This window comes from Streptomyces sp. NPDC043812 (genome assembly GCF_056436245.1).
The window spans coordinates 72,462-97,036 of the sequence record NZ_JBWKCY010000019.1; the positions used below are offsets into that span (position 1 = coordinate 72,462).

Consider the following 24,575-nt stretch of genomic DNA (forward strand, 5'->3'; position numbering starts at 1 on the left):
CTGTCCCGTCCGGCAGCGAGGGGGCTTCCTCATGCGTGCGTGGGCCGGGGATGCCGGGCCTACGGCATCACGGTCGCGGCGAGGGGGCCTGCCACCGGCAGGTCCTCCAGAGCCTGGCCCCTGGTGACGTTGTCGGTCACCACCGCGGTGGTGACGGGCTGGAAGTCGGCGACCTGGGTGCCCACCGCGTTGTCGAGCGGGTCCACGCCGGTGTTCGCCAGCGGGTGGAGCTGGAGGCTCTTGAGCTGGCCGACGCCCTCCACCGAGTTCGCCACCACCCCGGTCGCGGCACCCAACGGGACTGCGCCGGCCACCGACTCCGCGCCCACGGGCACGGGCGCGGCGACGGGTGCCGCCTGTGCCGCCGCCGAGCCGGCGCCGAGAGCCGCACCCGCCGCGGCCACGGTCAGGCCGGCGCGCAGGAGCGTGCGCCGCTGGTTGTTGGAAGCTGCATGACGAGCCATGGTCTTTTCCTGTCTCGATGGTCCCGATGAGTGATCGTGCGCGTGCGGGCGGTAGTTGTGGTGCGACGCACGTGAGCGACAGGCGCCTCGGGGGGTCCCATGCGCGGCCGGATGCGTCACACTTGTCTCCCGTGAGTTCCCAACCCATCCCGACCCGCGTCGTACTGCTCGCGGGCCCCTCCGGTTCCGGAAAGTCGTCCCTCGCCGCCCGCACCGGTCTTCCGGTCCTGCGCCTGGACGACTTCTACAAAGAGGGCAACGACCCGACGCTCCCCCTGGTGACGGGCAGCACCGACATCGACTGGGACTCACCCGCGTCCTGGGACGCCGACGCCGCGGTCGCGGCGATCACGGAGCTGTGCGCCACGGGCCGCACCGGCGTCCCGGTGTACGACATCGCCACGAGCTCCCGCGTGGACAAGGAGACGTTCGACATAGGGCGCACCCCACTGTTCGTCGCGGAGGGCATCTTCGCGGCCGAGATAGTCCGCCGCTGCCAGGAGCAGGGCGTGCTGGCCGATGCGCTGTGCCTGCGGGGCCGCCCGTCCACCACGTTCCGCCGCCGGCTGGCGCGCGATCTGCGGGAGGGCCGCAAGTCGGTCCCGTTCCTGCTGCGCCGCGGCTGGCGCCTGATGCGCGCCGAACGCGGGATAGTCGCCCGGCAGGCCGGCCTGGGCGCGCACCCCTGCGGCAAGGCCGAGGCCCTGGGCCGGCTCGCGGACGCGGCAGCGGGCCGCTGCCGCACCCCCGCGACGCACGTGGCCGCGTAGGGCCTGTTCCGCGGCCGGAAGGCCCGACGGCCCCGGACATGGGAGTGGGGCCGGACAGAACCCCCCGGCCTGTCCGGCCCCACTCCGTTTTCCCCCGTGGATCCCCGTGTCCCCCGTGGATCCCATGCCCCGCCGTCTCCCCCGAAACAGCGGGCCCCCGTGATTCCCCCGTGCCCCCCGCTGCCTTCAGGCCACCAGCTCGCCGAAGGACTCCTCCTCGTCACGGCCGAAGCTGAGGACCTCGTCCTCGCGCAGCCGGCGGAGCGACCGCCAGATGCTCGACTTGACCGTGCCGACACTGATGTCCAGGATGTCCGCGATCTCAGGGTCCGTGCGGCCCTCGTAGTAGCGAAGGACCAGCATCGTCCGCTGAAGTTCGGGGAGCCTGGCGAGCGCCTGCCACAGGACCGCGCGCAGCTCCGTGCCCCGCATCGCGTCGGTGTCGCCCGCCGTCTCCGGCAGCTCCTCCGTCGGGTACTCGTTGAGCTTGCGCCGACGCCAGGCGCTGATGTGCAGATTCGTCATGGTGCGGCGCAGATAGCCACCGACCGCCGCCTTGTCGCTGATCCTGTCCCACGCCCGGTACGTCGAGAACAGCGCGCTCTGCAGCAGGTCCTCGGCCTCGTAACGGTCGCCGGTCAGGTGGTAGGCGGTCGCGTACAGAGAGGCCCGCCGTTCCTGGACGTAGGCGGTGAATTCCGCCTCGGACAGGGACGTCCGGTCCCCCGTCGCCTCTCCGTACGCGGCCCCGCTGCCCCCCGCGGCAGCGTCGACAACCGACATGTAGGCCGGCTTGTGCTGCCGCCCGGCGCCGCGAACGCACCCCCGCCCGTTCACCGCGCCGGACTTCTCCGCGCTCCGTACGACGTCGTGGAGACGCGTGACAACTGCGCTTGAGTTGGTGCTGTGCAGTGCGTTCATCTCGCGCCCCCCGTCGAATGGAGTCTGCTTCGTTCCGTGTGACAAGAAGCTTGCCCGGGCTGTTTCATCGCGGTGTCCGCCGACTGTCACAGGCACGTCACAGAGCCCTGTGACGTACGCCCGACGTCCGCTGTGCACCGGGGAGTCGAACCAGAGCGACCCATGGGCCAGAATGGGCCCGTGCCTTTCCTGTTGCTGATCGAGGACGACGACGCCATCCGCACGGCCCTCGAACTCTCCCTGTCCCGCCAGGGCCACCGTGTGGCCACTGCGGCGACGGGAGAAGACGGCCTGCAGCTGCTGCGCGAGCAGCGGCCGGACCTGATCGTGCTGGATGTGATGCTGCCCGGGATCGACGGCTTCGAGGTGTGCCGCCGCATCAGGCGCACCGATCAGCTGCCGATCATTTTGCTGACCGCCCGCAGCGACGACATCGACGTGGTCGTGGGGCTCGAGTCCGGCGCCGACGACTATGTCGTCAAACCGGTGCAGGGGCGGGTGCTCGACGCCCGTATCCGCGCCGTACTGCGCCGCGGGGAGCGGGAGTCGACGGACTCGGCGACCTTCGGATCCCTGGTGATCGACCGTTCCGCGATGACGGTCACCAAGAACGGCGACGACCTGCAGCTCACGCCGACCGAGCTGAGGTTGCTGCTGGAGCTGAGCCGTCGGCCGGGGCAGGCGCTGTCACGTCAGCAGCTGTTGCGGCTGGTGTGGGAGCACGACTACCTGGGCGACTCACGTCTCGTGGACGCCTGTGTGCAGCGGCTGCGGGCGAAGGTGGAGGACGTGCCGTCCTCACCGACCCTGATCCGTACGGTGCGTGGCGTCGGCTACCGGCTGGACGTTCCGCAGTGACACACGGGCACGGTGCGCCCGCGCCGGACGGGATCCTCCGGTGAGCGGTGGCACGCGTGGCGGGACGAAGCGCGCGCTGATCTCCGGCCTTCGGCTGACCAGCCTGCGGCTGCGGCTGGTTGTCGTCTTCGCGCTGGTCGCGCTCACTGCTGCCGTGTCCGCGTCGGGCATCGCGTACTGGCTCAACCGCGAAGCGGTGCTGACCCGCACCCAGGACGCCGCGCTCGGCAACTTCCGGCAGGAGATGCAGAACCGCGCCGCGGCACTGCCGCTGCGACCCACGCAGCTCGAACTGCAGAAGACCGCCGAGCAGATGGCGGGCAACGGCGAATACAGCGTGGTACTGATCGGTGAGCGCGCCGAGGGCAAGCCGATCACCGGGGTCTCCGACCGTGACGAGTTCACGATGGAGGACGTGCCGCAGTCGCTGCGGGACGCGGTGAACGACCGGCAGGAGATCGGCGCGGGCAACACGGTGCCGTACCACCTCTACTGGCAGCGCACCCAGCGTGGCGGCGAGCCGTATCTGGTCGGCGGCACCCGGATCGTGGGCGGCGGGCCGACCGGGTTCCTCTTCAAGTCGCTGGACCAGGAACGCCAGGACCTCAACTCCCTTGCCTGGTCGCTGGCCATCGCGACGCTGCTCGCGCTCGTCGGATCGGCGCTGCTCGCCCAGGCGGCCGCCACGACCGTCCTCAGGCCGGTGCATCGGCTGGGCGACGCGGCCCGGCGGCTCGGCGAGGGCAAGCTGGACACCCGGCTGCGGGTCTCGGGAACCGACGAACTGGCCGAGCTGGCAAGGACGTTCAACAAGACCGCCGCGTCGCTGGAGAAGAAGGTCGCGGACATGAGCGCGCGGGAGGAGTCGAGCAGGCGTTTCGTCGCCGACATGTCCCACGAGCTGCGCACCCCGCTGACCGCGCTGACGGCCGTCACGGAGGTGCTGGAGGACGAGGCGGACAGTCTCGACCCGATGATCGCCCCTGCCGTGAACCTGGTGGTGAGCGAGACCCGGCGGCTGTACGACCTGGTGGAGAACCTGATGGAGGTGACCCGCTTCGACGCGGGTACCGCCCGGCTGGTCCTGGACACGGTGGACGTCGCCGACCAGGTCACCGCTTGCATCGACGCCCGGGCCTGGCTGGACGCGGTGGAGCTGGATGCCGAACGCGGCATCATGGCGCAGCTCGACCCGCGCAGGCTCGACGTGATCCTGGCGAATCTGATCGGCAACGCCCTCAAGCACGGCGGCTCTCCGGTGCGCGTGTCGGTGCGGCCGGGCGACGACGAGTTGCTGATCGAGGTGCGGGACCACGGGCCCGGCATCCCGGAGGACGTGCTGCCGCATGTCTTCGACCGCTTCTACAAGGCCAGCGCGTCACGGCCGCGTTCCGAGGGCAGCGGGCTGGGACTGTCGATCGCGGTCGAGAACGCCCATATCCACGGCGGTGACATCACCGCGGCCAACTCCCCGGACGGGGACGGTGCGGTCTTCGTACTGCGCTTGCCGCACGACGCGGCGGCGCTCGCCGACTGCGAGGCGGCAGGCGCCGACGACATGGACGAGGCCGGACGGGCGGCCGACGGGAACGGAGGCGTCCGCGACACGGACCGCCGGGGAGAGGAAGACGCTCAGTGACACTCCCCAGGAGGCGTGGCCGCCGGGCGGTGGCCGCGCTCGCCGCGGCGGCAGGCACGCTGATGCTCGCCGGCTGCGGGATCAGGACCACACAGGTGCCCGTCGACGCGGGGGCCGCGCCGTCCCGGGTGCCGTGCGCGGTGTCCGCGGCGGACATCACCCCGCAGGCCGGTCGGCCGGGCGTTCCCGTGCGGGTGTATCTCGTGTGCGCGTCGCAGCTGGTGTCCGTCGACCGGACGGCCGAGATACCGGAGGCCGGCGCGGCGAGCCATCGGGCCATGACCGCGCAGGCCCTCGTCGACGAGCTCCTGCGTGAGCCATCGTCGCCGGAGCACGAGGCGGGCTTTTCCACGTACGTACGCGGGCCGCTGCAGCTGAGCGACGGCCGGCGCGGCGATCCCGACGGCACGCTGCGGCTGAACCGCCAGCCGGAGGACCTGCCGACCGCGGCACTGGCGCAGATCGTGTGCACGCTGGTGGAGAGCCGGGCGGTGACGACCGGCGGGTCGGTGCCGCTGGGCGGTCCCGGGGAGTACGAGCCGCGGGCGTACCGGTGCCCGGACGGGACGAAGGAACGTCCCGAGGACACGGTGCCGACAGCGGGGGCGCTGTCGCCGACCGGCTGAGCGCGGCACTTCCGGGAGCGCGCCGACGTGGCCCGTACGCGTGGTGCGGAACCGTTTCCCGAGGAGTGTGCGTCTTGGGGGTCGTGCGTCAAGGTTCGGGCGGCAACGCCGCCATCCGCTTCCGCGCGGCGGGGCTCGTGCTCCTCCTCGGCCATCTGCTGCTCGTCGCGTGGCTGACACTGCGCCCACGCGATGTGCTGTGGGTGACCGCGGCGAACCTCGAACCGTTCGCCGGGATCGAGGCAGCCCTGGAACTGGGGCCGCTGCATGCCGCCCGGCACATCGGCGAGGGTCTGCTGCTGCTCGCCCCGCTCGGTGTCCTGCTGCCCATGGCCAGTGGACGGCTGGCCGTCTCCCCGTGGGCGTCACTGGCCCGTACGGTGGCGGCCGGCGCGTTGCTGTCGCTGGGGATCGAACTGCTGCAGACCGGGGTGCCGGGGCAGGTCGTGGACGTGGACTCGCTGCTGCTGAACACCGTGGGCGTCGCGCTGGCCCATATCGCCGTGGTGCCCGCAGGCCGGGCGCGGCTGCGCCGCAGGCTGCTGCACCCCGGCGGCGGGCACGCACTGCGCAACGCGGAGCGGAGCCCTGGACGGCAGGCCATGCTCAGGGACGAGGGTTCTCCGGGTACGACCCCGAGCATTCCCAGGGTCGGGATCGCCCCGTAGAGCGACGCTTCGACCCCATTCGCGACGCGACCATGGAGACATCGGGAGCACACAGACGGCTCCCCTCGGTTCTCGCGAAGGAGCCCACCATGGCCGCACTTGCCCGCCCCCGTGACGGACGCATGCTCGGCGGAGTGTGCGCAGCGCTGGCCCGGCGCTTCGGCACCTCGGCGACCACGATGCGCGTGATCTTCCTGGTCTCGTGCCTGCTGCCCGGCCCGCAGTTCATTCTCTACCTGGCGCTGTGGCTGCTGCTGCCGTCGGAGAAGACCGCAAGCACCGCGAGCACCGCCTGGTGACCCCGATCCGCCGGCCGTTGCCGGCGGATCAGCCGCCGATCGTGCGGCCGACCTTGGCCAGCTGCTTGTCGGCGACCTCCGGGGGCACGCGCGGCGGTGTCCGGCGTGCCAGGTCGAGCGCCATGAAGCGGGCCACCGTCGCCCCCTTGCGGACGACGACCAGATGCAGGGGCGCCTCGACGCCCTCATTCGTCGCGACGACGGTCCAGCTGACCACCTCGTCCGCGGCGTCCGCGGTGAAGGGGCTGCTCTTCACCGCATCGTAGGAGGCGCTGCGGCCGTCCAGGCTCGCGTCGAAGCCGTCGCCGCAGTCCGCGAGCGCGGCCTTGAGCCCCGACATCAGCGCAGCCGCGTCGCCGTCGCTGTACGAGCTGAGCGACGCGGACACCGCGAGCCCGAGGTTCTTCAGGGAGCCGAGCCCGCGGTTGACGGTGTGCGCGGCCCGCGGATCGGGCTTGTCGCCCATCGCGTCGGCGAGCGGCTGGCACCGCTTCGTGCCTGCGGTGGGCTGCCCGCTGGGTGCGAGGGCGCTGCTCTCGCCGGAGACCTGGAAGCCGGAGAGGTCGTCGCCCGCGAGGGCGGCGTGTTCCAGCTGCGTTCCGGTGAGGGGGACGGAGGCGTCGCCGCCGCCCGTGCCGGTGTCACCGGCCGTGCCAGGGGGCGTGCTGCTTCCCGTGCGCGCGGCGGACGGCTCGGCGTCCGGGCCGGTGTCGCCGTCGCTCGTGCAGGCCGTGAGCGGCAGCAGGGCGAGGACGGCGACGAGTGCGGACAGTGGAGCGGTCTTGGCTCGCATGACGGCGATCCTGACACAAGCACGGTGGGGCGCACACCCTGTTCGGGTGTGCGCCCCACGCGCGTGCGGTCGTCGTGGTACGTCAGCCCGTGAGACCGCCGGGCAGCACACCGCCGCCCAGCTCGCCCGTCTTGAGGCCGCCGAGCAGGCCGGTGACCGGGGCAGCGGCGTTGTCGCTCGACAGCACCCGGCCCGTGGTCTGCTGAACGGCGGCAGGCACCATCGAGGCGGAGCTCGTCAGCGCGGTCTGGCTGCCCGCCAGGGACTGCGGGGCGCCCGTCGGGAGCTTGGTGGCGAGGTCCTGAACCGGCGCGACCTGGGAGACGGTGCCGAGCACACCGGTGGCGTCGGGCAGAGCGGGTACGGGCGCGGCCGAGGCGGTACCGGCGGCGGCAGCGGCGAACGCGGCGCCGAGGGCGGCGGCACCGAGGGTCTTTGCGGACTGCTTCATCACAGAGGAATCCTTGGGGACGGAAGTATGAGCGGCTCCGCAAGCTAGTCAGCGTCGCACAGGGGTCGCAAACACCGCGAAGCGGCCGGAAATTGACGTGTCCGGCCGCTCGGGTGTAGGAGGTGGTGCGGTCACTACGGGTGGTCAGTTACCGGTCGTGACGGTCTGCTTGAACAGCCATTCGGACTTGAGTTCGGCGTAGCCCGGCTTGATGACGTCATTGATCATCGCGAGTCGTTCATCGAAAGGGATGAACGCGGACTTCATCGCGTTGACGGTGAACCACTGCATGTCGTCGAGCGTGTATCCGAAAGCCCCGGCCAGATGCTCGAATTCACGGCTCATGCTCGTGCCGCTCATCAGCCGGTTGTCGGTGTTGACCGTCGTCCTGAAGTGCAGCTTGCGCAGCAGACCGATGGGGTGGTCGGCATACGAGTCGGCCGCGCCGGTCTGCAGGTTGGACGTCGGGCACATCTCCAGCGGAATGCGCTTGTCCCGGACGTACGAGGCGAGCCGGCCCAGGGTCACGGAGCCGTCCTCCGCCACCTCGATGTCGTCGATGATCCGCACGCCGTGGCCGAGGCGGTCGGCGCCGCACCACTGCAGGGCCTGCCAGATCGACGGAAGGCCGAAGGCCTCGCCCGCGTGGATCGTGAAGTGGTTGTTCTCGCGCTTCAGGTACTCGAAGGCGTCGAGGTGCCGGGTGGGCGGGAAGCCGGCCTCGGCGCCCGCGATGTCGAAGCCGACGACGCCGGTGTCGCGGTAGCGGTTCGCCAGTTCGGCGATCTCCAGGGCGCGGGCGGCGTGGCGCATCGCGGTGAGCAGGGCGCCCACACGGATGCGGTGACCGCTCTCGCGGGCGCGCCGTTCGCCTTCGCGGAAGCCGTCGTTGACCGCTTCGACGACCTCCTCGAGGGTGAGGCCGCCCTCCAGGTGCTGCTCGGGTGCGTAGCGGACCTCGGCGTAGACGACACCGTCCTCGGCCAGATCCTCGGCGCACTCGGCGGCCACGCGGAACAGTGCGTCGCGCGTCTGCATCACGGCGCAGGTGTGCGCGAACGTCTCCAGATAGCGTTCCAGCGAGCCGGAGTCGGCGGCCTCGCGGAACCAGATGCCGAGCTTGTCGGGCTCGGTCTCGGGAAGTGCCTCGTAACCGGTGTCACGGGCGAGTTCGATGATCGTGCCGGGGCGCAGACCGCCGTCGAGGTGGTCGTGGAGCAGCACCTTCGGGGCGCGGCGGATCTGGTCCCCGGTGGGCGAATTGAGGGTCTGGCTCGTCATCTGCGCACTCTAGCCCCTACGCGCGTAGAGCGCCCCCCTTGGCGGCACTCGTCGATACGTAACAGTGACCGCGCGTACGGGTGGAGTACACCTGACATTCTGAGACTGTTGAGCCATGGCACACCACGCACTGCCCCGGTGGTGGGGGCGTCCGGCCGCTCCGGGCGAAGGGGCGACGGCCCGCCGTGAGACGACAGTTGAACGAGCGGAACGCGGTAGCCGCATACCGGCGCAGGCCCGGCTGGGCCGGCCGTCGGGTCTCTCCGGCACTCGGAACGGTGCGGATCCCACGGTCGCGGCAGTAGTTCTCCTGCTCCCGGACGGTGAACCGGAATCGGCACGCAGGGCGTCGGCGCGCTCGTACGCCGCGGTGCGGCCGCTGGGCCGCTCGCTGGCGCGCGCCGGGCGCGACGAGGGACTGCTGGTGCACTCGGTGCGCTATCGCACCCGCGGCTGGAACGGCGCCGGCGCCGATCTTGCGGCAGACGCGACATGGGCGGTGGAAGAGGTCGTACGCCGCTACGGCGACGTATCGGTGTGCCTGGCCGGCCACGGCATGGGCGGCCGGGCGGCGCTGCGGGCGGCGGGCCACCCGGCGGTCAACTCGGTGCTGGCACTGGCGCCCTGGCTGCCGGAGGACCCGGCGACGCCGGAGCCGGTGAAACAACTGGTGGGCCGGCGGGTGCTGATCGTGCACGGCACGAACGACCGGACGACGGACCCGGAGCTCTCGTTCCGTCTCGCGGAACGCGCGAAGAAGGCGAACCGCGACACGTGCCGCTTCGAGGTCCATTCCGACGGCCATGGGCTGCGCCAGTACCAGGACGAAGTCCTGTCACTGTCCGCGGACTTCGTCCTGGGGACGTTGTTCACGGGCACGTACGCCCGCCCGGTGGCGGACGCGCTGGCGGCTCCGCCGCCGCTGGGGCTGCGGATGCCGCTGTCGGGGGGCTTCGGGCGGGCACTGCGGAGGTAGGCCGCGGGCGATGCGTCCCTCACGCCGTCCTCGGCCGTCAGCGCGGCAGAAGGTTCCCCCGGCGGGACAGGAGGAAGCGTTTGAAGGACGCCACCGGTGGCGTGTCGGGGTGTCCGTCCAGCCAGGCCAGGCCGATCTCGCGGACCGCCCTCGGGGCCGTCACCGTCAGTTCCACCACGCCGGGGCGTGCGACGGCGGGCGGCGGCAGGAGCGCGACGCCCAGGCCGGCCGCCACCAGCCCTCGCAGCGTCTCCGCCTCCTCGCCCTCGAACGCGACACGGGGTGTGAAGCCCGCCTCCACGCAGAGGTCGTCGGTGATGCGGCGCAGGCCGTAGCCCGGTTCCAGGGTCACGAACGTCTCGTCGGCAGCCTCGGCCAGGCGGACTCGTTTGCGGTTGGCGAGGCGGTGGTCGTCGGGGACCACCAGCCGCAGGCGCTGTTCGTCGAGACGGCGCGCAACCAGGTCGGGGGCGTCCGGGACCGGCGAGGTCAGACACATGTCGAGCTCCCCCGCGCGGAGCCGTTCGATCATCGCCTCGCCGTAGTTCTGGACGAGGGTGAAGCGGACCCCGGGATGGTCCGCGCGGAACGCACGGATCAGGGACGGGACCGTTTCCGAGCCCATCGTGTGGAGGAAACCGAAGGCGACCTTGCCCGCCCGGGGGTCGGCGTCCGCGCGGACGGACTCCGCGGCCCGTTCCACCTCCGCGAGCGCGCGTTCCACCGGGGCGAGCAGGGTCCGCCCTGCCGGGGTGAGCGAGACGGTGCGCCCCCGGCGGGCGAACAGCGTGACGCCGAGGTCCTGTTCGAGGCGGACCATGGCCCGCGACAGGGTCGACTGGGGTACGCCCATCTCCTGCGCCGCGCGTGTCACGTGCTCGTGCCGGGCGACACCGGCGAAGTACGCGAGACGCGGCGCGAGCAGCAGCCCTGTGTCTTCTTCGTCTCCTTCGTAACTGCTGGGTGACAGCCGAGCGTCTGACCTGCGTTCATGCACCATGGGAACGATTATCGCCATTCCATGCATTGGACGCATGAAAAAGCGCGACCTACCTTCGACGTATGCCTTCCGCCAGTACCAAGGCGCCCACCACCGTGGGTGCCGCCTCCCCGTCCCAGTCCCCCGACACCCGCCTCGCCCCCGGCGTCCCCGGCTACCGCCGGATGAGCTTCGCGCTCTTCGCCGCAGGTATGGCGACGTTCGCGCTCCTGTACTCCACGCAGGCGCTGCTGCCCGCGGTCTCCGCCGACTTCGGCGTGACCGCGAGCGCCGCCAGCTGGACGGTGTCCGCGGCGACGGGCGCGCTGGCTCTGTGTGTACTGCCGATGAGTGCCCTGTCGGAGCGGTTCGGGCGCCGTTCCGTGATGACGGTCTCGCTCGCGGTTGCGGTCGTCGTCGGCCTGCTCGTGCCGTTCGCGCCGAACCTGGAGTGGCTGGTTGCGCTGCGTGCGGTTCAGGGCGTCGCCCTGGCCGGTCTGCCGGCGTCGGCGATGGCATATCTCGCGGAGGAGGTCAGGCCGAAGGCGCTGGTCGCCGCGATCGGCCTGTTCGTGGCGGGCAACAGCATCGGTGGCATGAGCGGCCGGATCCTCACCGGTTGGGTGGCCCAGCTCACGAACTGGCGCGTGGCGCTGGCGGCGGTCGGCGTACTGGCCCTGGGCTGCGCGCTGGTCTTCCGCCTGCTGCTCCCCCGGGCCGGGCACTTCACGCCCGGCACGCTGAACCCGCTCGCCCTGGCGAGGACGGTACGCGGCCACCTCGCCGACCCGTTGCTGCTGCGGCTGTACGCGATAGGCGCGCTGTTCATGACGGTGTTCGGCGCGGTGTACACCGTGATCGGCTACCGGCTGGTCGAGGCACCGTTCAACCTGCCCCAGGGCGTGATCGGTTCGATCTTCCTGGTCTATCTGGTGGGCACGGTCTCCTCCGCCGCGGCGGGCAGGCTGGTGGCGCGGCTGGGCAGGCGCGGCGCGCTGTACCTCGCGGTCACCACGACCGCCGCGGGCCTGCTGTTCTCCCTCGCCGACTCGCTGGCCACGGTGCTGCTGGGCCTCGTCCTGATCACGGCAGGCTTCTTCGCGGGCCACGCCGTGGCCTCCTCCTCGGTGAGCCGTACGGCGAAGACGGGTCGCGCCCAGGCGTCGGCGCTGTACCAGTCGGCGTACTACCTGGGCAGCAGCGCGGGCGGCACGCTCGGCGCGGTCGCCTTCCACACGGGCGGCTGGCTCGGCACGGTCGCCCTGGGTCTGCTGGCGGTGCTGGGCGTCGTGTCGATCACGCTCTACGGGACGCATGCGGCGCGCGTCCAGGACCGGCAGCTCGCGGCGGCTGCCGCGTAACACCTCCCGCGGGTCGCGCGGCGTGCGAGAAATACGTCGCGGATTCATGCAACTCCAACCCCCTTTCGGGTGTCTCAACCGGCAGACCATCCCAACCGGAAGGCACGTGAAGGGGAGTTGGGGGACATGAGAGACAATTGGGGCCGTCGTGCGGGCATAACGCTCGGACTGACGGGACTGCTGGTGCCGCTGACCGCCGTACTCGCCGCCGCGCCGGCGCACGCCGCGTCGTGCACGACGTCGACGGGGCCGTACCAGAAGCAGGTGGAGAAGTTCCTCGGCCGCCCGGTCGACGGGCGTCAGTCGGCGGCCGACTGCTCGGCCATCCGTTCCTTCCAGTCCAAGCACGGGATCACGCCCACGATCGGCTACGCGGGCCCGATCACCTGGCGCACGATGAACACGATGCTCCAGCAGCGTGCCGCCGGGAAGAACCCGAACAAGGCCGGCAAGTGCCCGACCAACAAGGGCCGCATCGCCTGCGTCGACCTGACCCGCCAGCTGAGCTGGATCCAGGACGGCAAGACGCTCAAGTACGGGCCCGTCCCGGTACGCACCGGGAAGAACGGCACCGAGACGCGTACCGGCGCCAAGAAGATCTACTGGCGCAGCATCAACCACTGGTCGACGATCTACAACGTACGGATGCCGTACTCCCAGTTCTTCGACGGCGGCCAGGCCTTCCACTCCACCACGAAGTCCATGTACAACCCGCCGGGGTCCGGCGGCTGTGTGAACATGCGCTCCGCCGACGCGAAGGCATACTGGAACCTGCTGAGGAACGGCGACGACGTGTACGTGTACGGGCGCAAGCCCGGGACCTGAGCCGGTCGGCCACACACCCCTCCACAGTGCCACGGAAGCAGTCCGGACGGTCCCGGAATCTGCAGGTCGGGCCTGTTTGTCAGTGGGCTGCGGTAGCTTCGAAGCGCCGGTGCCGATGGGCGACAGGGGTGGACCCGATGAGTGACCTCGCAACGACGCAGGATCTCGATTCAAAGCTGGAGCAGCACCGAAGAGAGCTGACCGGCTACTGCTACCGCATGCTCGGCTCCTCCTTCGAGGCCGAGGACGCGGTCCAGGACACGATGGTCCGCGCCTGGCGGAACATCGACAAGTTCGAGGGCCGCTCGTCGCTGCGCTCCTGGCTGTACCGCATCGCGACGAACGTCTGCCTGGACATGCTGAACGCGGGCAACCGCCGTGCGCGTCCGATGGACCTGACGGCACCGACGCCGGTGGCACAGGCCCAGCTCAACGCCCGTCCGGAGATCACCTGGCTGGAGCCGGTGCCGGACGGGCGGGTGCTGCCGTCGGTCGTGGACCCGGCGGAGACGGCGGTCGAGCGGGAGACGATCCGGCTGGCGTTCGTCGCGGCGCTGCAGCATCTGCCGCCGAAGCAGCGCGCGGTGCTGATCCTGCGCGAGGTGCTGGCCTGGAAGGCGAGCGAGGTGGCCGAGCTGCTTGGCTCGACGGTGGCCTCGGTCAACAGTGCGCTGCAGCGTGCCCGCGCGACGCTCGCCGAGCAGGAGCCGTCCGAGTCGGACGCGGCGGACCCGCTCGACGAGGAGCAGCGCGATCTGCTGGAACGCTATGTCGCGGCCTTCGAGGGCTACGACATGAAGGCGCTGACGGCGCTGCTCCACGAGGACGCGACGATGTCCATGCCGCCGTACGACCTGTGGCTGCGCGGCCACGACGACATCGTGGGCTGGATGCTCGGCGTCGGCGAGGTCTGCCGCGGCTCGAAGCTCGTCCCGACGGTGGCCAACGGCGCCCCGGCGTTCGCCCACTACCACCCGAGCCAGGAAGGCGAGGGCTACGAGCCGTGGGCGCTGATCGTGCTGGAGCTCTCGGACGGCAAGGTCGGCGGGATGGACTTCTTCCTCGACACGAAGCGCTGGTTCCCGCTGTTCGACCTGCCTGCGCGGCTGGACAAGGCGGGCGCGCCGGTGGTGGAGGAGGACAGCCCTCAGGTGTCCTGACCGGCGGGTCAGGGCTTGGGGCGCTCGGCCGCCTCTTCCGGGTCCGGGAGCAGCAGACCCGCCAGCCCCACCAGTTCCAGCAGCGCGGTGAGCTCCGGCCCGGCGTTCACCACCCGGATGCGGGCGCCATGGCGGCGGGCGGTGAGCCGGAGGCGGGCGAGGGCGTCGATGACGGCCAGGCTGAGCTGCGCGAGTCCGCCCACGTCGCAGACCACATCACCGGGGACGGGGCCGTCGTCCCGCAACCTCGTGCTCAACTGCTCGCACAGGCGCGGCACATCACTCGGGACGACCCTCCCGGTGATGCGCATGACGATCGGCTCCATGGCGTCCACATGGAAGAGACGACCGAGGCCGTGGAAACTCATCGCCGCAGGGTGCATCGGCGTGCGCGGTACGTGCGTGCCCGCCCGGGCTCAACGGGACCGGCGGATGCCCACCGGCCGCCGTTGAGCTGGGCGGCATCGCGCGTCAGGCGATCCGGTCCAGCACGATCGGGTTCGCGGTGAACGCCGTGCCCTCCGGGGACACGTGGTACGCACCCTCCAGGGACTTCAGCGCGTAGGCGAACTTCTCCGGCGTGTCCGTGTGCAGCGTCAGCAGCGGCTGCCCCGCCGTCACCGTGTCGCCCGGCTTGGCGTGCAGTTCGACTCCCGCGCCCGCCTGGACCCGGTCCTCCTTGCGGGCGCGGCCCGCACCGAGGCGCCAGGCGGCGATGCCGATGTCGTAGGCGTCGAGCTGGGTCAGGACGCCGGATGCGGGCGCCGTGACGACGTGCTGCTCACGGGCGACGGGCAGGCTGGCGTCCGGGTCGCCGCCCTGGGCCGCGATCATCCGGCGCCAGACGTCCATCGCGGAACCGTCCGCGAGCGCCTTCGCCGGGTCGGCGTCCTTGATGCCGGCCGCGTCGAGCATCTCGTGGGCGAGCGCGAGGGTCAGTTCGACGACGTCCGCGGGGCCGCCGCCGGCCAGGACCTCGACCGACTCGCGGACCTCGAGCGCGTTGCCCGCGGTGAGGCCGAGCGGGGTGGCCATGTCGGTGAGCAGGGCGACCGTCTTCACGCCGCTGTCGGTGCCCAGCGCGACCATGGTGGAGGCCAGTTCGCGGGCGTCCTCGATGTTCTTCATGAACGCGCCGGTGCCGACCTTGACGTCGAGGACGAGCGAGCCGGTGCCCTCGGCGATCTTCTTCGACATGATCGAGGAGGCGATCAGCGGGATGGCCTCGACGGTGCCGGTGACGTCGCGCAGTGCGTACAGCTTCTTGTCGGCGGGGGCCAGTCCGTCACCCGCCGCGCAGATGACCGCGCCGGTGGTGTCGAGGACGTGCAGCATCTCCTCGTTGGAGAGCAGGGCGCGCCAGCCGGGGATCGACTCCAGCTTGTCGAGCGTTCCGCCGGTGTGGCCGAGGCCGCGCCCGGAGAGCTGCGGGACGGCTACGCCGCAGGCGGCCACGAGCGGCGCGAGCGGCAGCGTGATCTTGTCGCCGACGCCGCCGGTGGAGTGCTTGTCGGAGGTCGGCCGGGACAGCGAGGAGAAGTCCATGCGCTCGCCGCTGGCGATCATCGCGGCGGTCCAACGGGCGATCTCCGTGCGGTCCATCCCGTTCAGCAGGATGGCCATCGCCAGGGCCGACATCTGCTCGTCGGCGACCTCGCCGCGCGTGTAGGCGTCGATGACCCAGTCGATCTGCTCGGGGCTCAGCGCGCCCCGGTCCCGCTTGGTGCGGATGACGGAGATGACGTCCATGGCATTTCCTCCAGAGTGGTTCCACGCACAGAGGGCGGCTCTACGCGCATAGAACAAGGGTATGGGAGCGGCCCTCCCACCGGAACGGGAGGGCCGCGGAAGATCGGTGCGTTACCCGAGATGGGCCGGTCCGAAGGCCTGCGGAAGCATCTCGGACAGCGACAGGATCCCGCCCGGGGTGTCCAGCAGCAGATCCGGCCCGCCGAACTCGGACAGCAGCTGACGGCACCGGCCGCACGGCACGAGGGTTTCGCCCCGGCCGTCCACGCACGTGAAGTGCGTCAGGCGTCCGCCGCCGGTCGCCTGAAGCTGCGAGACGAGCCCGCACTCGGCGCACAGTCCGAGCCCGTACGACGCGTTCTCGACATTGCAGCCGGTGACCGTACGGCCGTCGTCGACGAGGGCCGCCGCACCGACGGGGTAGCCCGAGTAGGGCGCGTACGCGTGCGACATGGCCTCGCGCGCCCGCTCCCGCAGCGCTTCCCAGTCGGCCGGCTTCCGGACCGGGGCCGGAGTCGTCACTTGCCCTGACCCCTCTTGTACGGCAGACCGTCCGCCTTCGGCGGGCGCAGCCGCTGCGCGGACAGCGCGAGGACGAGCAGCGTGGTGACGTACGGCGCGGCGTCGACGAATTGGCTCGGCAGCGCGTCGGTCAGCGAGTACCAGGCGAACAGCCCCGCCGCCACGGCGAGGCAGATCGCGGCCTGCCAGTGCTTCTTCTTGTACAGCTGCCAGGCGAACACCAGCACGAGCAGGATCGCCAGCAGCAGGAGCATCGCGTGGACGTTCTCGGCGCCGCCACGCAGCTTGAGGCTGTCGGTGAAGCCGAAGAGACCGGCGCCCAGCGCCATACCGCCCGGCATCCAGTTGCCGAAGATCATGGCGGCGAGACCGATGTAGCCGCGGCCGCCGGTCTGACCCTCCTGGTAGATGCCGGTGGAGACGATGGCGAGGAAGGCACCGCCGAGGCCGGCGAGCCCACCGGAGACGATGACGGCGATGTACTTGTACTTGTAGACGTTGACACCGAGGGACTCGGCGGCGATCGGGTTCTCGCCGCAGGACCGCAGCCGCAGGCCGAAGGACGTGCGCCACAGCACCCACCAGGTGCCGGGGACCAGCAGCAGCGCCACGACCGTCAGAAGCGACAGGTTGGTGATCAGGCCGCCCAGCACACCGGCCAGGTCCGAGACGAAGAACCAGTGCCTGCCCTGCACATCCGCGAGCCAGTCGGACAGTCCCGGGATCGTGATCCGGTCGATCTGTTCGATGCGCGGCGACTGCTTGGACGAGCCGCCCTCGGCGTTGGCGAAGGTGAAGTTCGACAGGTACCGGGTCAGCCCGGTGGCCAGGATGGTGATGGCCACACCGGAGACGATGTGGTTGACGTTGAACGTCACCGTCATCAGCGCGTGCAGCGCGCCGCCGAGGGCGCCGCCTGCGATACCGACCAGCACACCGGTCCACGGCCCCCACTGGTAGCCGGCCCATGCGCCGAACCAGGTGCCGAGGATCATCATGCCCTCGAGGCCGATGTTGATCACACCGGCCCGTTCCGCCCAGAGGCCGCCGAGGCCGGCGAGGCCGATGGGCACGGCGAGCTGGAGGGCACCGGAGACCTGGCCCACGGAGGTGAGGTCGTTGGCACCGCTGATCAGCCGGACCACCGAGAACAGCACCAGGCCGCCCGCGATGATCAGCAGGATCACGGGCAGGGACAGTTTGCGGCGGCCGCCGCCCTTCTTGGGCGCGGTGCTCGCCATCGAGACCGTGCTCGTGGACTCGGTCATGCCGTCCTCTTTCCGCTTGCTTCTCCGCCCGCGCGGCGCAGAGGCGCGGCTTTCGTGTTCGTCTGCGGCCCGGCGGCCGCGCGTGCGTCGCTCACAGGACGACCTCCTGCTTCTTCTTGGCCTGGGCGGCAAGTTCCTCGCCGACCTTCTGCTGCTGACGGCGCAGCCCGTACTGGCGGACGAGTTCGTAGGACACGACGACCGCGATCACGATCAGGCCCTGCATGATCGTGGCGATCTCCTTCTCGTAGCCCTCCAGCGCGAGGCCCTCGGCCGTCTTGTCGAGGAAGGCGACGAGCAGGGCCGCGAAGAAGATGCCGATCGGGTTGTTGCGGCCCAGCAGGGCGATCGTGATGCCGGTGAAGCCGACACCGACGGGGAAGCTGAGGCTGTAGGTGTGGGTCTGGCCCAGCAGCATCGGCATACCTGCCAGACCGGCGACCGCACCGGAGATCAGCATCGCGGTGAGGATCATCTTCTTGGAGTCGACGCCGCTCGCCTGGGCGGCGGACTCACTGGCACCGGTGGCGCGCAGGTCGAAGCCGAAGCGGGTGCGGTTGAGGACGAACCAGTAGACGAGTCCCAGCGCGAAGGCGACAAATGTGAAGCCGTAGATGAACCCGCCGTCGCCCGTGTCGACGCCGGGGAACCAGCCGGACTCGGCGATCTCACCGGTCGTCAGGTCGTTGGAGCCCTCCGGCTGCACGCCGAGGTTCTTCGGCAGGATCATCCAGGCGATCAGGCTGGTCGCGATGGCGTTCAGCATGATCGTGGAGACGACCTCGCTGACGCCGCGGGTCGTCTTGAGGACACCCGCGATACCGGCCCAGAAGGCACCGACGGCCATGGCGACGACCACGATCAGCAGGATGTGCAGCGGGCCGGGCAGCTCGACCGCGGCACCGACGACGGCGGCGAGCATGACCGCGAGGCGGTACTGGCCGTCGACACCGATGTTGAACAGGTTCATCCGGAAGCCGATGGCGACGGCGAGCGCGGCGAGGTAGTAGATGCCGGTCTGATTGATGATCAGCACCTGGACATCGGTGAACTCGAGCTGCTTCGCCATGAGCACGTACGGCTCGAAGGGGCTGCGGTCCGAGAGGAGCAGCACCACGGACGTGAGCAGGAAGGCCACGACCAGCGCGAGCACCGGGCCGGCCAGGGCCAGGATCAGCCGGTCCTTGTCGAACTTCTTCATCGGCCCTCACCGTTCTCAGGCTGCTCGGGTGCTTCGAGGTGTCCGGTGGCAGCGCCGGTCATGGCAGAGCCCAGCTCCTCGGGGGTGATTGTGGCGGGGTCCGCGTCCGCGACCAGCCGGCCCCGGTACATCACCCGCAGGGTGTCGGAGAGCCCGATGAGCTCGTCCAGGTCGGCGGAGATCAGCAGGACGGCCAGGCCCTCGCGGCGCGCCTCCCGGATCTGGTCCCAGATCTGGGCCTGTGCGCCGACGTCCACACCGCGGGTCGGGTGGGCGGCGATCAGCAGCTTGGGCGCGTGGCTCATCTCGCGGCCGACGATCAGCTTCTGTTGGTTGCCGCCCGAGAGGGAGGCCGCGGTGACCTCGATGCCGGGGGTGCGGACGTCGTACTCGCGGACGATGCGCTCGGTGTCCTTGCGGGCCGCCCGGAGGTCGAGCAGGCCCTTCTTGCTGTTGGGCCGCTCGGTGACATGGCCGAGGATGCGGTTCTCCCACAGCGGGGACTCCAGCAGCAGCCCGTGCCGGTGGCGGTCCTCGGGGATGTAGCCGATGCCGCCCTCGCGCCGCTTGCGGGTGGGCGCGGTGGAGATGTCGGCGGTGTCGAGGGTGATGACGCCGCCGTCGGGGATGCGCAGGCCGATCAGTGCCTCGATGAGCTCGGTCTGGCCGTTGCCCTCGACGCCGGCGATGCCCATGACCTCACCCTTGTGGATGGTGAAGCCGATACCGGCGAGGACCTCGCGGACGACGCCGTCGGGGTCGGTCTCGGTGAGCCTGAGGCCGTCGACCTTCAGCATCGGGACGTCGGTGACGGTCGACTCGCGGGTCTCCGGCGAGGGCAGCTCGCTGCCGACCATCAGCTCGGCGAGCTGCTTGGTCGTGGTGGTCCTCGGGTCGGCGGTGCCGACGGTGGTGCCGCGCCGGATCACGGTGATCTCGTCGGCGACCGACAGCACCTCGCCCAGCTTGTGGGAGATGAAGATGACCGTCAGGCCCTCGGCCTTGAGCTCGCGAAGGTTGTCGAAGAGCGCGTCGACCTCCTGCGGGACGAGCACGGCGGTCGGCTCGTCGAGGATCAGGGTGCGGGCGCCGCGGTAGAGGACCTTGAGGATCTCGACGCGCTGGCGGTCGGCGACGCCGAGCTGCTCGACGAGGACGTCGGGGCGGACCCCGAGGCCGTAGGCGTCGGAGATCTCCTGGATCTTCTTGCGGGCGCGGGAGCCGATGCCGTACAGCTTCTCGCCCCCGAGGACGACGTTCTCCAGCACGGTGAGGTTGTCGGCCAGCATGAAGTGCTGGTGGACCATGCCGATGCCGCGGGCAATGGCGTCGGCGGGGCTGGAGAACGTGACCTGGTTGCCGTCGACGGTGATGGTGCCCTCGTCCGGCTTCTGCATGCCGTAGAGGATCTTCATCAGCGTCGACTTGCCGGCGCCGTTCTCACCCACGAGGGCGTGGACACTGCCCTTGCGGACGGTGATGTCGATGTCGTGATTGGCGACGACGCCGGGGAAGCGCTTGGTGATGCCGCGCAGTTCCACGGCAGCAGCCGACGGCGGTGACGAACTGGACGCGTTGATGACGCACTCTCCTTGGCGGGAAAGGGAGCCCGGGGGCAGGCGCGGGAGCTGCTGTCGGGCAGGCGGGAAGGCGGAGCTCGGCGGGCAGGGGTTGGGGGCGAAGTTATCGCGCCGGAGAGGTATCTACGCGCGTAGCAATGCCGAAGAGCAAAAACCGATGGCCATAACTCGGCCCGGGCCCCGCAGCGGCGACTGTTCGTCGCGCGCCGCGGGCCCCGGACCGTGGTCCGAACGCCTCGATCGGAGACCGGGTTACGGAGCCGTGTCGACCTTGATCTTGCCGGCGGTGATGTCGGCCTTGGCCTTGTCGACCGCGGCGATGACATCGGTCATCTCGGTGAAGGCCGGGTTGGAGGTGGCCAGACCCACGCCGTTGTCCTCGAGGCCGTAGCGGACCTCACCGTTCTGCGGCTTGCCGTCCTGGACCGACTTGATCAGGTTGAACACGGCGCCCGAGACGTTCTTGGTCACCGAGGTCAGGATCCTGTCCTTGTAGGCGGCAAGACCCTTCTGGTTGTACTGGTCGGAGTCGACGCCGATGGCCCACTTGCCCGCCTTGGCGGTCGCCTCGATGGCGCCGGCACCGGCGAGACCGGCGGCGGCGTAGATCACGTCGGCGCCCGCGTCCAGCTGGCCCTCCGCGGCGGCCTTGCCGAGGTCGGGCTTGGAGAAGCCACCGAAGTCCGGCGGCTGCGTCAGGTACTGGACCTTGACGTTGACGTCCTTGTTGGTGTCCTTGACGCCCTGGACGAAGCCCGCCTCGAACTTCTTGATCAGCGGGGTCTCGACACCGCCGATGAAGCCGACGGTCTTGGACTTGGTCACCTTGGCGGCGGCGACGCCGGCCAGGTAGGAGCCCTGCTCCTCGTTGAAGACCAGGTTGGCGATGTTGGGGCCGGTCTTCGACGTGTCGTCGATGAGCCCGAAGGTGACCTTCGGGAACTTCGGGGCGACCTCGGCGATGGCCGGCGCGTAGGCGAAGCCGACGCCGATCACCGGGTTGTTGCCGGCACGGGCCAGGGCGGTGAGCCGCTGGACCTTGTCCGGGTCACCTTCGCCCTCGGTGGGCTCCTGCTCGGTGCCCGTGATGTCGAGTTCCTTCTCGGCCTTTTCCAGACCGGCGAAGGCGGCGTCGTTGAACGACTGGTCGCCGCGGCCACCGATGTCGTAGGCAATGGCGGCCTTGCCGCCGTTGTCGTCCGATCCTGCGCTGGACGACGAGTCGCTGCCACACGCGGTGACAGACAGTGCGAGAGCCGCGGACGCAATGCCCGCGGTGGCGATCCTGGTGATCCGGCGCACTGGGAGGCTCCTTTAAACCTGACCGAAAGCGCCACTTCCGGCGCTGGGTTCGCGGCGATCGTAACGCGCGTAGATGTCAGTTAAAGACCCGTTCATCAGTCGTTATCGGATCGTCGCGAACGAGCCACGCGCCTTGTGCGGCGCGGCAGGGCGGCCGTGCTCCCGGCCGTGCCCCGGCGTGTCGCGCGGGCTGCGCGCCGGTGTCGCCCGGGCCGTACCCATGCCTGGCACCGTACGCTCCCGGGTCCGGCCGCGCACGGCAACCAGACCCGGGAGAACTTCACTGCGCCTGCAGGCCGTCCAGCAGCGCCGCGGCGGTGAACAGCTCGACGCCGGCCGTGATGGCTTCCTCGTCGACGTCGAAGTCGCCCCTGTGCAGGTCACGACGGGTGGTGTCACCCGGCGTACGCACGCCGAGCCGGGCCATCGCGCCGGGCACGTGCTCCAGGTACCAGGAGAAGTCCTCGCCGCCGAGGCTCTGTTCGGTGTCCTCGATCGCATACACGCCGCGCCGCGCGGCATGCGCGTCGCGCAGCAGTTCCGTGACGGCGGGGTCGTTGACGACGGGCGGGACTCCGCGAATGTAGTCGATCTGCGACTTGGCCCGGTGCAGGGTGGCGATCTCGTCGATCGCGGCGTGCACCAGGTCCGGGGCGGCACGCCAACCGGCCAGGTCCAGGCAGCGGACCGTGCCGGAGAGTTCGGCGTGCTGCGGGATGACGTTGGGGGCGTGGCCCGCCTCGATACGACCCCAGGTGACGGCGAGTCCCGAGCGGGAGTCGACCCGTCGGGAGAGCAGCGCGGGGACCTCGGTGGCGATCTTCGCCGCGGCCGTGACCAGGTCGGTCGTCAGATGCGGCCGGGCGGTGTGCCCGCCGGGGCCGTCGAGTGTGACCTCCAGGCGGTCGCAGGCCGAGGTGATGGGGCCGGGCCGCAGCCCGATCGACCCCGCGTCGACCCGAGGGTCGCAGTGCACCGCGATGATCTTCCCGACGCCCTCGAGCACCCCGGAGACGATGGCGTCCGCCGCACCGCCGGGCAGCACCTCCTCCGCGGGCTGGAAGAGCAGTCGCACGGGCTGGGTGAGCAGCCCCTGCCGGTCCAGCTCGGCCAGCACCAGCCCGGCGCCCAGGACGCTGGTGGTGTGGACGTCGTGACCGCAGGCGTGGGCCCGGTCGGGCACGGTGGAGCGGTAGGGCACCCCGGTCTTGGTGTCGGGAATGGGGAGTGCGTCGATGTCGGCGCGGATCGCGAACAGCGGCTTGCCCTGCGCCAGGGCGGAGCCGGTGCCGATGTCGCAGATGAGGCCGGTGCCCATGGAGAGCACACGCGGCCGCAGGCCCGCCTTTTCCAGGCGGTCCTTGATCGCGGCGGTGGTCCGGAACTCCTGGTTGCCGAGTTCGGGATGCATGTGGAGGTCGCGCCGGAAGGCGATCAGCTCCGTACGCAGGGATTCGGACAGCCGGCCGGGCAGCGCCGCGTCGCCCGGTACGCCGCCCATGAGGGGGGCCGCGTCTGCGCCGGGCTGTTCGGCTTCTTCTGAATCGCGGGACATCAACTGGTTCACCCAGTGAAGGGTATGCCCCTTCGGGCCCCAACTACCGTGCGATCAACAAAAGATCAGCCTCATAGGGGAAGAAAACCTGGTCCGAGGCGCATGGTCGTCAGTCGTAGTGGGTAAGCTCACTCCACTCTTTTTCCGGGGCGACTTTCGGTCACCGTTCCGCCCCTTCAAACGGGCGCGGCCAGCCGGTGCACATCCCGGGCCGTGCCCGTCACAACCGCGAGGAAGCCCTGGGCGCGCGGCGAGGCGCTCTCCCGCAGCCACTCCGGCGCGATGTCGCACACCGCGACCTGGATGCCCGTGCCGGCCAGGGCCAGCGGCAGGGTGTGCACGACGGTCGACGGAAAACTGAGCACCGTTGAGCCTATCGGGCCCCGGCGGGCGATCAGCTCCAGCGGGAGGTCCGGGCGGACCACCTCGAGTCCCGTCTCCGCGGCGAGCCGGTGGAGCTTGTCCGCGCTCTCCCTGCGGTGGGCGAAATAGCGCGTCGCACCGTGGGAGCGGGCGAGCGAACCGACCGCCTCCAGGTACTGCTCAAGGTCCACCACCCCCGTCTCGACCAGCGACGTGCCGACCATGTCGGCTCCGCGGGTGAGGGTCGGCGGACCGAAACGCGCGCGCGTCCACGCGAAGTCGTTCACCGTCACCCTGATCCCCGGCGGCGGCTCCACCGGCATCGAGGTGAAGACCTCGACGGTGCGGGCCCTCGACGGGGTGAGCCTGCGCCGCGCCAGGAACGTCACCGGTGCGAGCACCAGCTCACGCGGCCCGCGGCGCCCGCCGCGCCGGTGCCAACGCACCAGCTGCTCGCCCCGGGCGACCTGCGCGACGAACTCCATGGTCGCCGTGCCGTCGTCCACCACGGTCAGGTCCTTGCCGCCGACGAGGGTCAGCAGCAGCTGTACGTAACGGGAGAACGGGTCCCCGATCACGATCCGCTCGGCACGGCGCAGTATCGGGCCGAGCTCGCGGATGGTCCGCAGGGGCGCCCCGGCGCCGCCGCGGGCCTCCTGCCAGCGGACGGCGAACCCTTCGTCGCGGGCCAGCTCCGCCATGCGGCGCAGCTGTCCCCGCGACATGGGGTCGGTCGGCGACAGGACGACCACGGTGAGGTCGGCGGCTGGAGTCCTGGCGGCGTGTGCCCACTCCAGGATGTTCAGGAGCTGGACCGGACTCTCGACGAAGGCGAGATTCACTGGGTGTCACCTCGTGATTCCGGGCGGGCCAGGGATTGCGGGGCGTGGGTGACCCGATGCGGGGCGCGGTGTGGGGCGACGCCACCGCGTGGTGGCGTCTCCCCACACCGCCGCTTCCCGCA

At 70.6% G+C, this 24,575-nt stretch carries 25 protein-coding genes; 10 read left to right on the forward strand and 15 right to left on the reverse strand.

From position 1 onward, the window contains the following. Window positions 1–59 precede the first annotated feature (59 nt). Complete coding sequence (locus AC067Z_RS26365) at window positions 60–464, reverse strand: hypothetical protein (RefSeq protein ID WP_478792080.1); 405 nt, start codon at window positions 462–464, stop codon at window positions 60–62. A gap of 131 nt (window positions 465–595) precedes the next feature. Here AC067Z_RS26365 and AC067Z_RS26370 point away from each other — a divergent pair, with 131 nt between their 5' ends. Next, window positions 596–1,234 carry a uridine kinase family protein gene (locus tag AC067Z_RS26370; RefSeq protein ID WP_478792081.1) on the forward strand — a complete coding sequence of 213 codons (639 nt, stop codon included), beginning with the start codon at window positions 596–598 and terminating at the stop codon, window positions 1,232–1,234. Between the two features lie 186 nt (window positions 1,235–1,420). Here the strand turns inward: AC067Z_RS26370 and AC067Z_RS26375 are convergent, their stop codons facing one another. Continuing rightward, complete coding sequence (locus AC067Z_RS26375) at window positions 1,421–2,155, reverse strand: SigE family RNA polymerase sigma factor (protein ID WP_478792082.1); 735 nt, start codon at window positions 2,153–2,155, stop codon at window positions 1,421–1,423. Between the two features lie 180 nt (window positions 2,156–2,335). Between AC067Z_RS26375 and afsQ1 the strand changes: the two genes are divergently transcribed. The 5 genes from afsQ1 to AC067Z_RS26400 all read left to right on the forward strand — a co-directional run bounded on the left by afsQ1 (window position 2,336) and on the right by AC067Z_RS26400 (window position 6,245). Continuing rightward, window positions 2,336–3,013 (forward strand): two-component system response regulator AfsQ1, encoded by a 678-nt coding sequence (gene afsQ1, locus AC067Z_RS26380; protein WP_478792083.1) that lies wholly within the window; start codon window positions 2,336–2,338, stop codon window positions 3,011–3,013. A gap of 40 nt (window positions 3,014–3,053) precedes the next feature. Then, window positions 3,054–4,652 carry an ATP-binding protein gene (locus AC067Z_RS26385; protein WP_478792084.1) on the forward strand — a complete coding sequence of 533 codons (1,599 nt, stop codon included), beginning with the start codon at window positions 3,054–3,056 and terminating at the stop codon, window positions 4,650–4,652. Further along, window positions 4,649–5,278 (forward strand): hypothetical protein, encoded by a 630-nt coding sequence (locus tag AC067Z_RS26390; protein ID WP_478792085.1) that lies wholly within the window; start codon window positions 4,649–4,651, stop codon window positions 5,276–5,278. The genes AC067Z_RS26385 and AC067Z_RS26390 overlap by 4 nt, the downstream gene beginning before the upstream one ends. A gap of 74 nt (window positions 5,279–5,352) precedes the next feature. Further along, entirely contained in the window at window positions 5,353–5,946 is a 594-nt protein-coding gene (locus AC067Z_RS26395) for a VanZ family protein (protein ID WP_478792086.1), read from the forward strand. Window positions 5,947–6,035: 89 nt separating this feature from the next. After that, entirely contained in the window at window positions 6,036–6,245 is a 210-nt protein-coding gene (locus AC067Z_RS26400) for a PspC domain-containing protein (protein WP_478792087.1), read from the forward strand. A 28-nt stretch (window positions 6,246–6,273) separates the two neighbouring features. Here AC067Z_RS26400 and AC067Z_RS26405 read toward each other — a convergent pair whose 3' ends face one another. From AC067Z_RS26405 to AC067Z_RS26415, 3 genes are all read right to left on the reverse strand, one after another. Continuing rightward, window positions 6,274–7,038 (reverse strand): hypothetical protein, encoded by a 765-nt coding sequence (locus AC067Z_RS26405; protein WP_478792088.1) that lies wholly within the window; start codon window positions 7,036–7,038, stop codon window positions 6,274–6,276. 82 nt (window positions 7,039–7,120) lie between these two features. After that, the gene (locus AC067Z_RS26410) at window positions 7,121–7,489 is read right to left on the reverse strand and encodes an ATP-binding protein (RefSeq protein ID WP_478792089.1); all 369 of its coding nucleotides are present in this window, start codon (window positions 7,487–7,489) and stop codon (window positions 7,121–7,123) included. 144 nt (window positions 7,490–7,633) lie between these two features. Continuing rightward, window positions 7,634–8,770 carry an adenosine deaminase gene (locus AC067Z_RS26415; RefSeq protein WP_478792090.1) on the reverse strand — a complete coding sequence of 379 codons (1,137 nt, stop codon included), beginning with the start codon at window positions 8,768–8,770 and terminating at the stop codon, window positions 7,634–7,636. A 115-nt stretch (window positions 8,771–8,885) separates the two neighbouring features. Here AC067Z_RS26415 and AC067Z_RS26420 point away from each other — a divergent pair, with 115 nt between their 5' ends. Further along, the gene (locus tag AC067Z_RS26420; protein ID WP_478792091.1) at window positions 8,886–9,746 is read left to right on the forward strand and encodes an alpha/beta hydrolase; all 861 of its coding nucleotides are present in this window, start codon (window positions 8,886–8,888) and stop codon (window positions 9,744–9,746) included. A 37-nt stretch (window positions 9,747–9,783) separates the two neighbouring features. Here the strand turns inward: AC067Z_RS26420 and AC067Z_RS26425 are convergent, their stop codons facing one another. Beyond that, on the reverse strand, window positions 9,784–10,746 hold the full coding sequence (locus AC067Z_RS26425) for a LysR family transcriptional regulator (protein ID WP_478792092.1): 963 nt from the start codon (window positions 10,744–10,746) through the stop codon (window positions 9,784–9,786). A gap of 62 nt (window positions 10,747–10,808) precedes the next feature. Between AC067Z_RS26425 and AC067Z_RS26430 the strand changes: the two genes are divergently transcribed. From AC067Z_RS26430 to AC067Z_RS26440, 3 genes are all read left to right on the forward strand, one after another. Next, complete coding sequence (locus tag AC067Z_RS26430) at window positions 10,809–12,086, forward strand: MFS transporter (RefSeq protein ID WP_478792093.1); 1,278 nt, start codon at window positions 10,809–10,811, stop codon at window positions 12,084–12,086. Between the two features lie 126 nt (window positions 12,087–12,212). After that, window positions 12,213–12,911, forward strand: coding sequence for a L,D-transpeptidase family protein (locus AC067Z_RS26435; RefSeq protein ID WP_478792094.1), 699 nt, complete (start codon window positions 12,213–12,215; stop codon window positions 12,909–12,911). Between the two features lie 137 nt (window positions 12,912–13,048). Beyond that, window positions 13,049–14,071: a sigma-70 family RNA polymerase sigma factor gene (locus AC067Z_RS26440; RefSeq protein WP_478792095.1), complete on the forward strand. Its 1,023-nt coding sequence runs from the start codon at window positions 13,049–13,051 to the stop codon at window positions 14,069–14,071. An 8-nt stretch (window positions 14,072–14,079) separates the two neighbouring features. On the opposite strand, the gene AC067Z_RS26445 is transcribed toward AC067Z_RS26440, so the two are convergent. The 9 genes from AC067Z_RS26445 to AC067Z_RS26485 all read right to left on the reverse strand — a co-directional run bounded on the left by AC067Z_RS26445 (window position 14,080) and on the right by AC067Z_RS26485 (window position 24,453). After that, a complete protein-coding gene (locus tag AC067Z_RS26445; RefSeq protein WP_478792096.1) occupies window positions 14,080–14,439 on the reverse strand; it encodes an STAS domain-containing protein in 360 nt (119 codons plus the stop codon). Between the two features lie 103 nt (window positions 14,440–14,542). Beyond that, complete coding sequence (locus AC067Z_RS26450) at window positions 14,543–15,820, reverse strand: thymidine phosphorylase (protein WP_478792097.1); 1,278 nt, start codon at window positions 15,818–15,820, stop codon at window positions 14,543–14,545. 111 nt (window positions 15,821–15,931) lie between these two features. After that, window positions 15,932–16,342, reverse strand: a complete 411-nt coding sequence (locus tag AC067Z_RS26455) for a cytidine deaminase (protein ID WP_478792098.1) — start codon at window positions 16,340–16,342, stop codon at window positions 15,932–15,934. Beyond that, window positions 16,339–17,610 (reverse strand): ABC transporter permease, encoded by a 1,272-nt coding sequence (locus AC067Z_RS26460; RefSeq protein ID WP_478792099.1) that lies wholly within the window; start codon window positions 17,608–17,610, stop codon window positions 16,339–16,341. The genes AC067Z_RS26455 and AC067Z_RS26460 overlap by 4 nt, the downstream gene beginning before the upstream one ends. 91 nt (window positions 17,611–17,701) lie before the next feature. After that, complete coding sequence (locus tag AC067Z_RS26465; protein WP_478792100.1) at window positions 17,702–18,811, reverse strand: ABC transporter permease; 1,110 nt, start codon at window positions 18,809–18,811, stop codon at window positions 17,702–17,704. Next, complete coding sequence (locus AC067Z_RS26470; protein ID WP_478792101.1) at window positions 18,808–20,352, reverse strand: ABC transporter ATP-binding protein; 1,545 nt, start codon at window positions 20,350–20,352, stop codon at window positions 18,808–18,810. The genes AC067Z_RS26465 and AC067Z_RS26470 overlap by 4 nt, the downstream gene beginning before the upstream one ends. 291 nt (window positions 20,353–20,643) lie before the next feature. Beyond that, window positions 20,644–21,693, reverse strand: a complete 1,050-nt coding sequence (locus AC067Z_RS26475) for a BMP family lipoprotein (protein ID WP_478792102.1) — start codon at window positions 21,691–21,693, stop codon at window positions 20,644–20,646. A gap of 280 nt (window positions 21,694–21,973) precedes the next feature. Continuing rightward, the gene (locus tag AC067Z_RS26480) at window positions 21,974–23,248 is read right to left on the reverse strand and encodes an amidohydrolase (RefSeq protein WP_478792187.1); all 1,275 of its coding nucleotides are present in this window, start codon (window positions 23,246–23,248) and stop codon (window positions 21,974–21,976) included. A 176-nt stretch (window positions 23,249–23,424) separates the two neighbouring features. Continuing rightward, the gene (locus tag AC067Z_RS26485; RefSeq protein WP_478792103.1) at window positions 23,425–24,453 is read right to left on the reverse strand and encodes a hypothetical protein; all 1,029 of its coding nucleotides are present in this window, start codon (window positions 24,451–24,453) and stop codon (window positions 23,425–23,427) included. Between the last annotated feature and the right edge of the window lie 122 nt (window positions 24,454–24,575).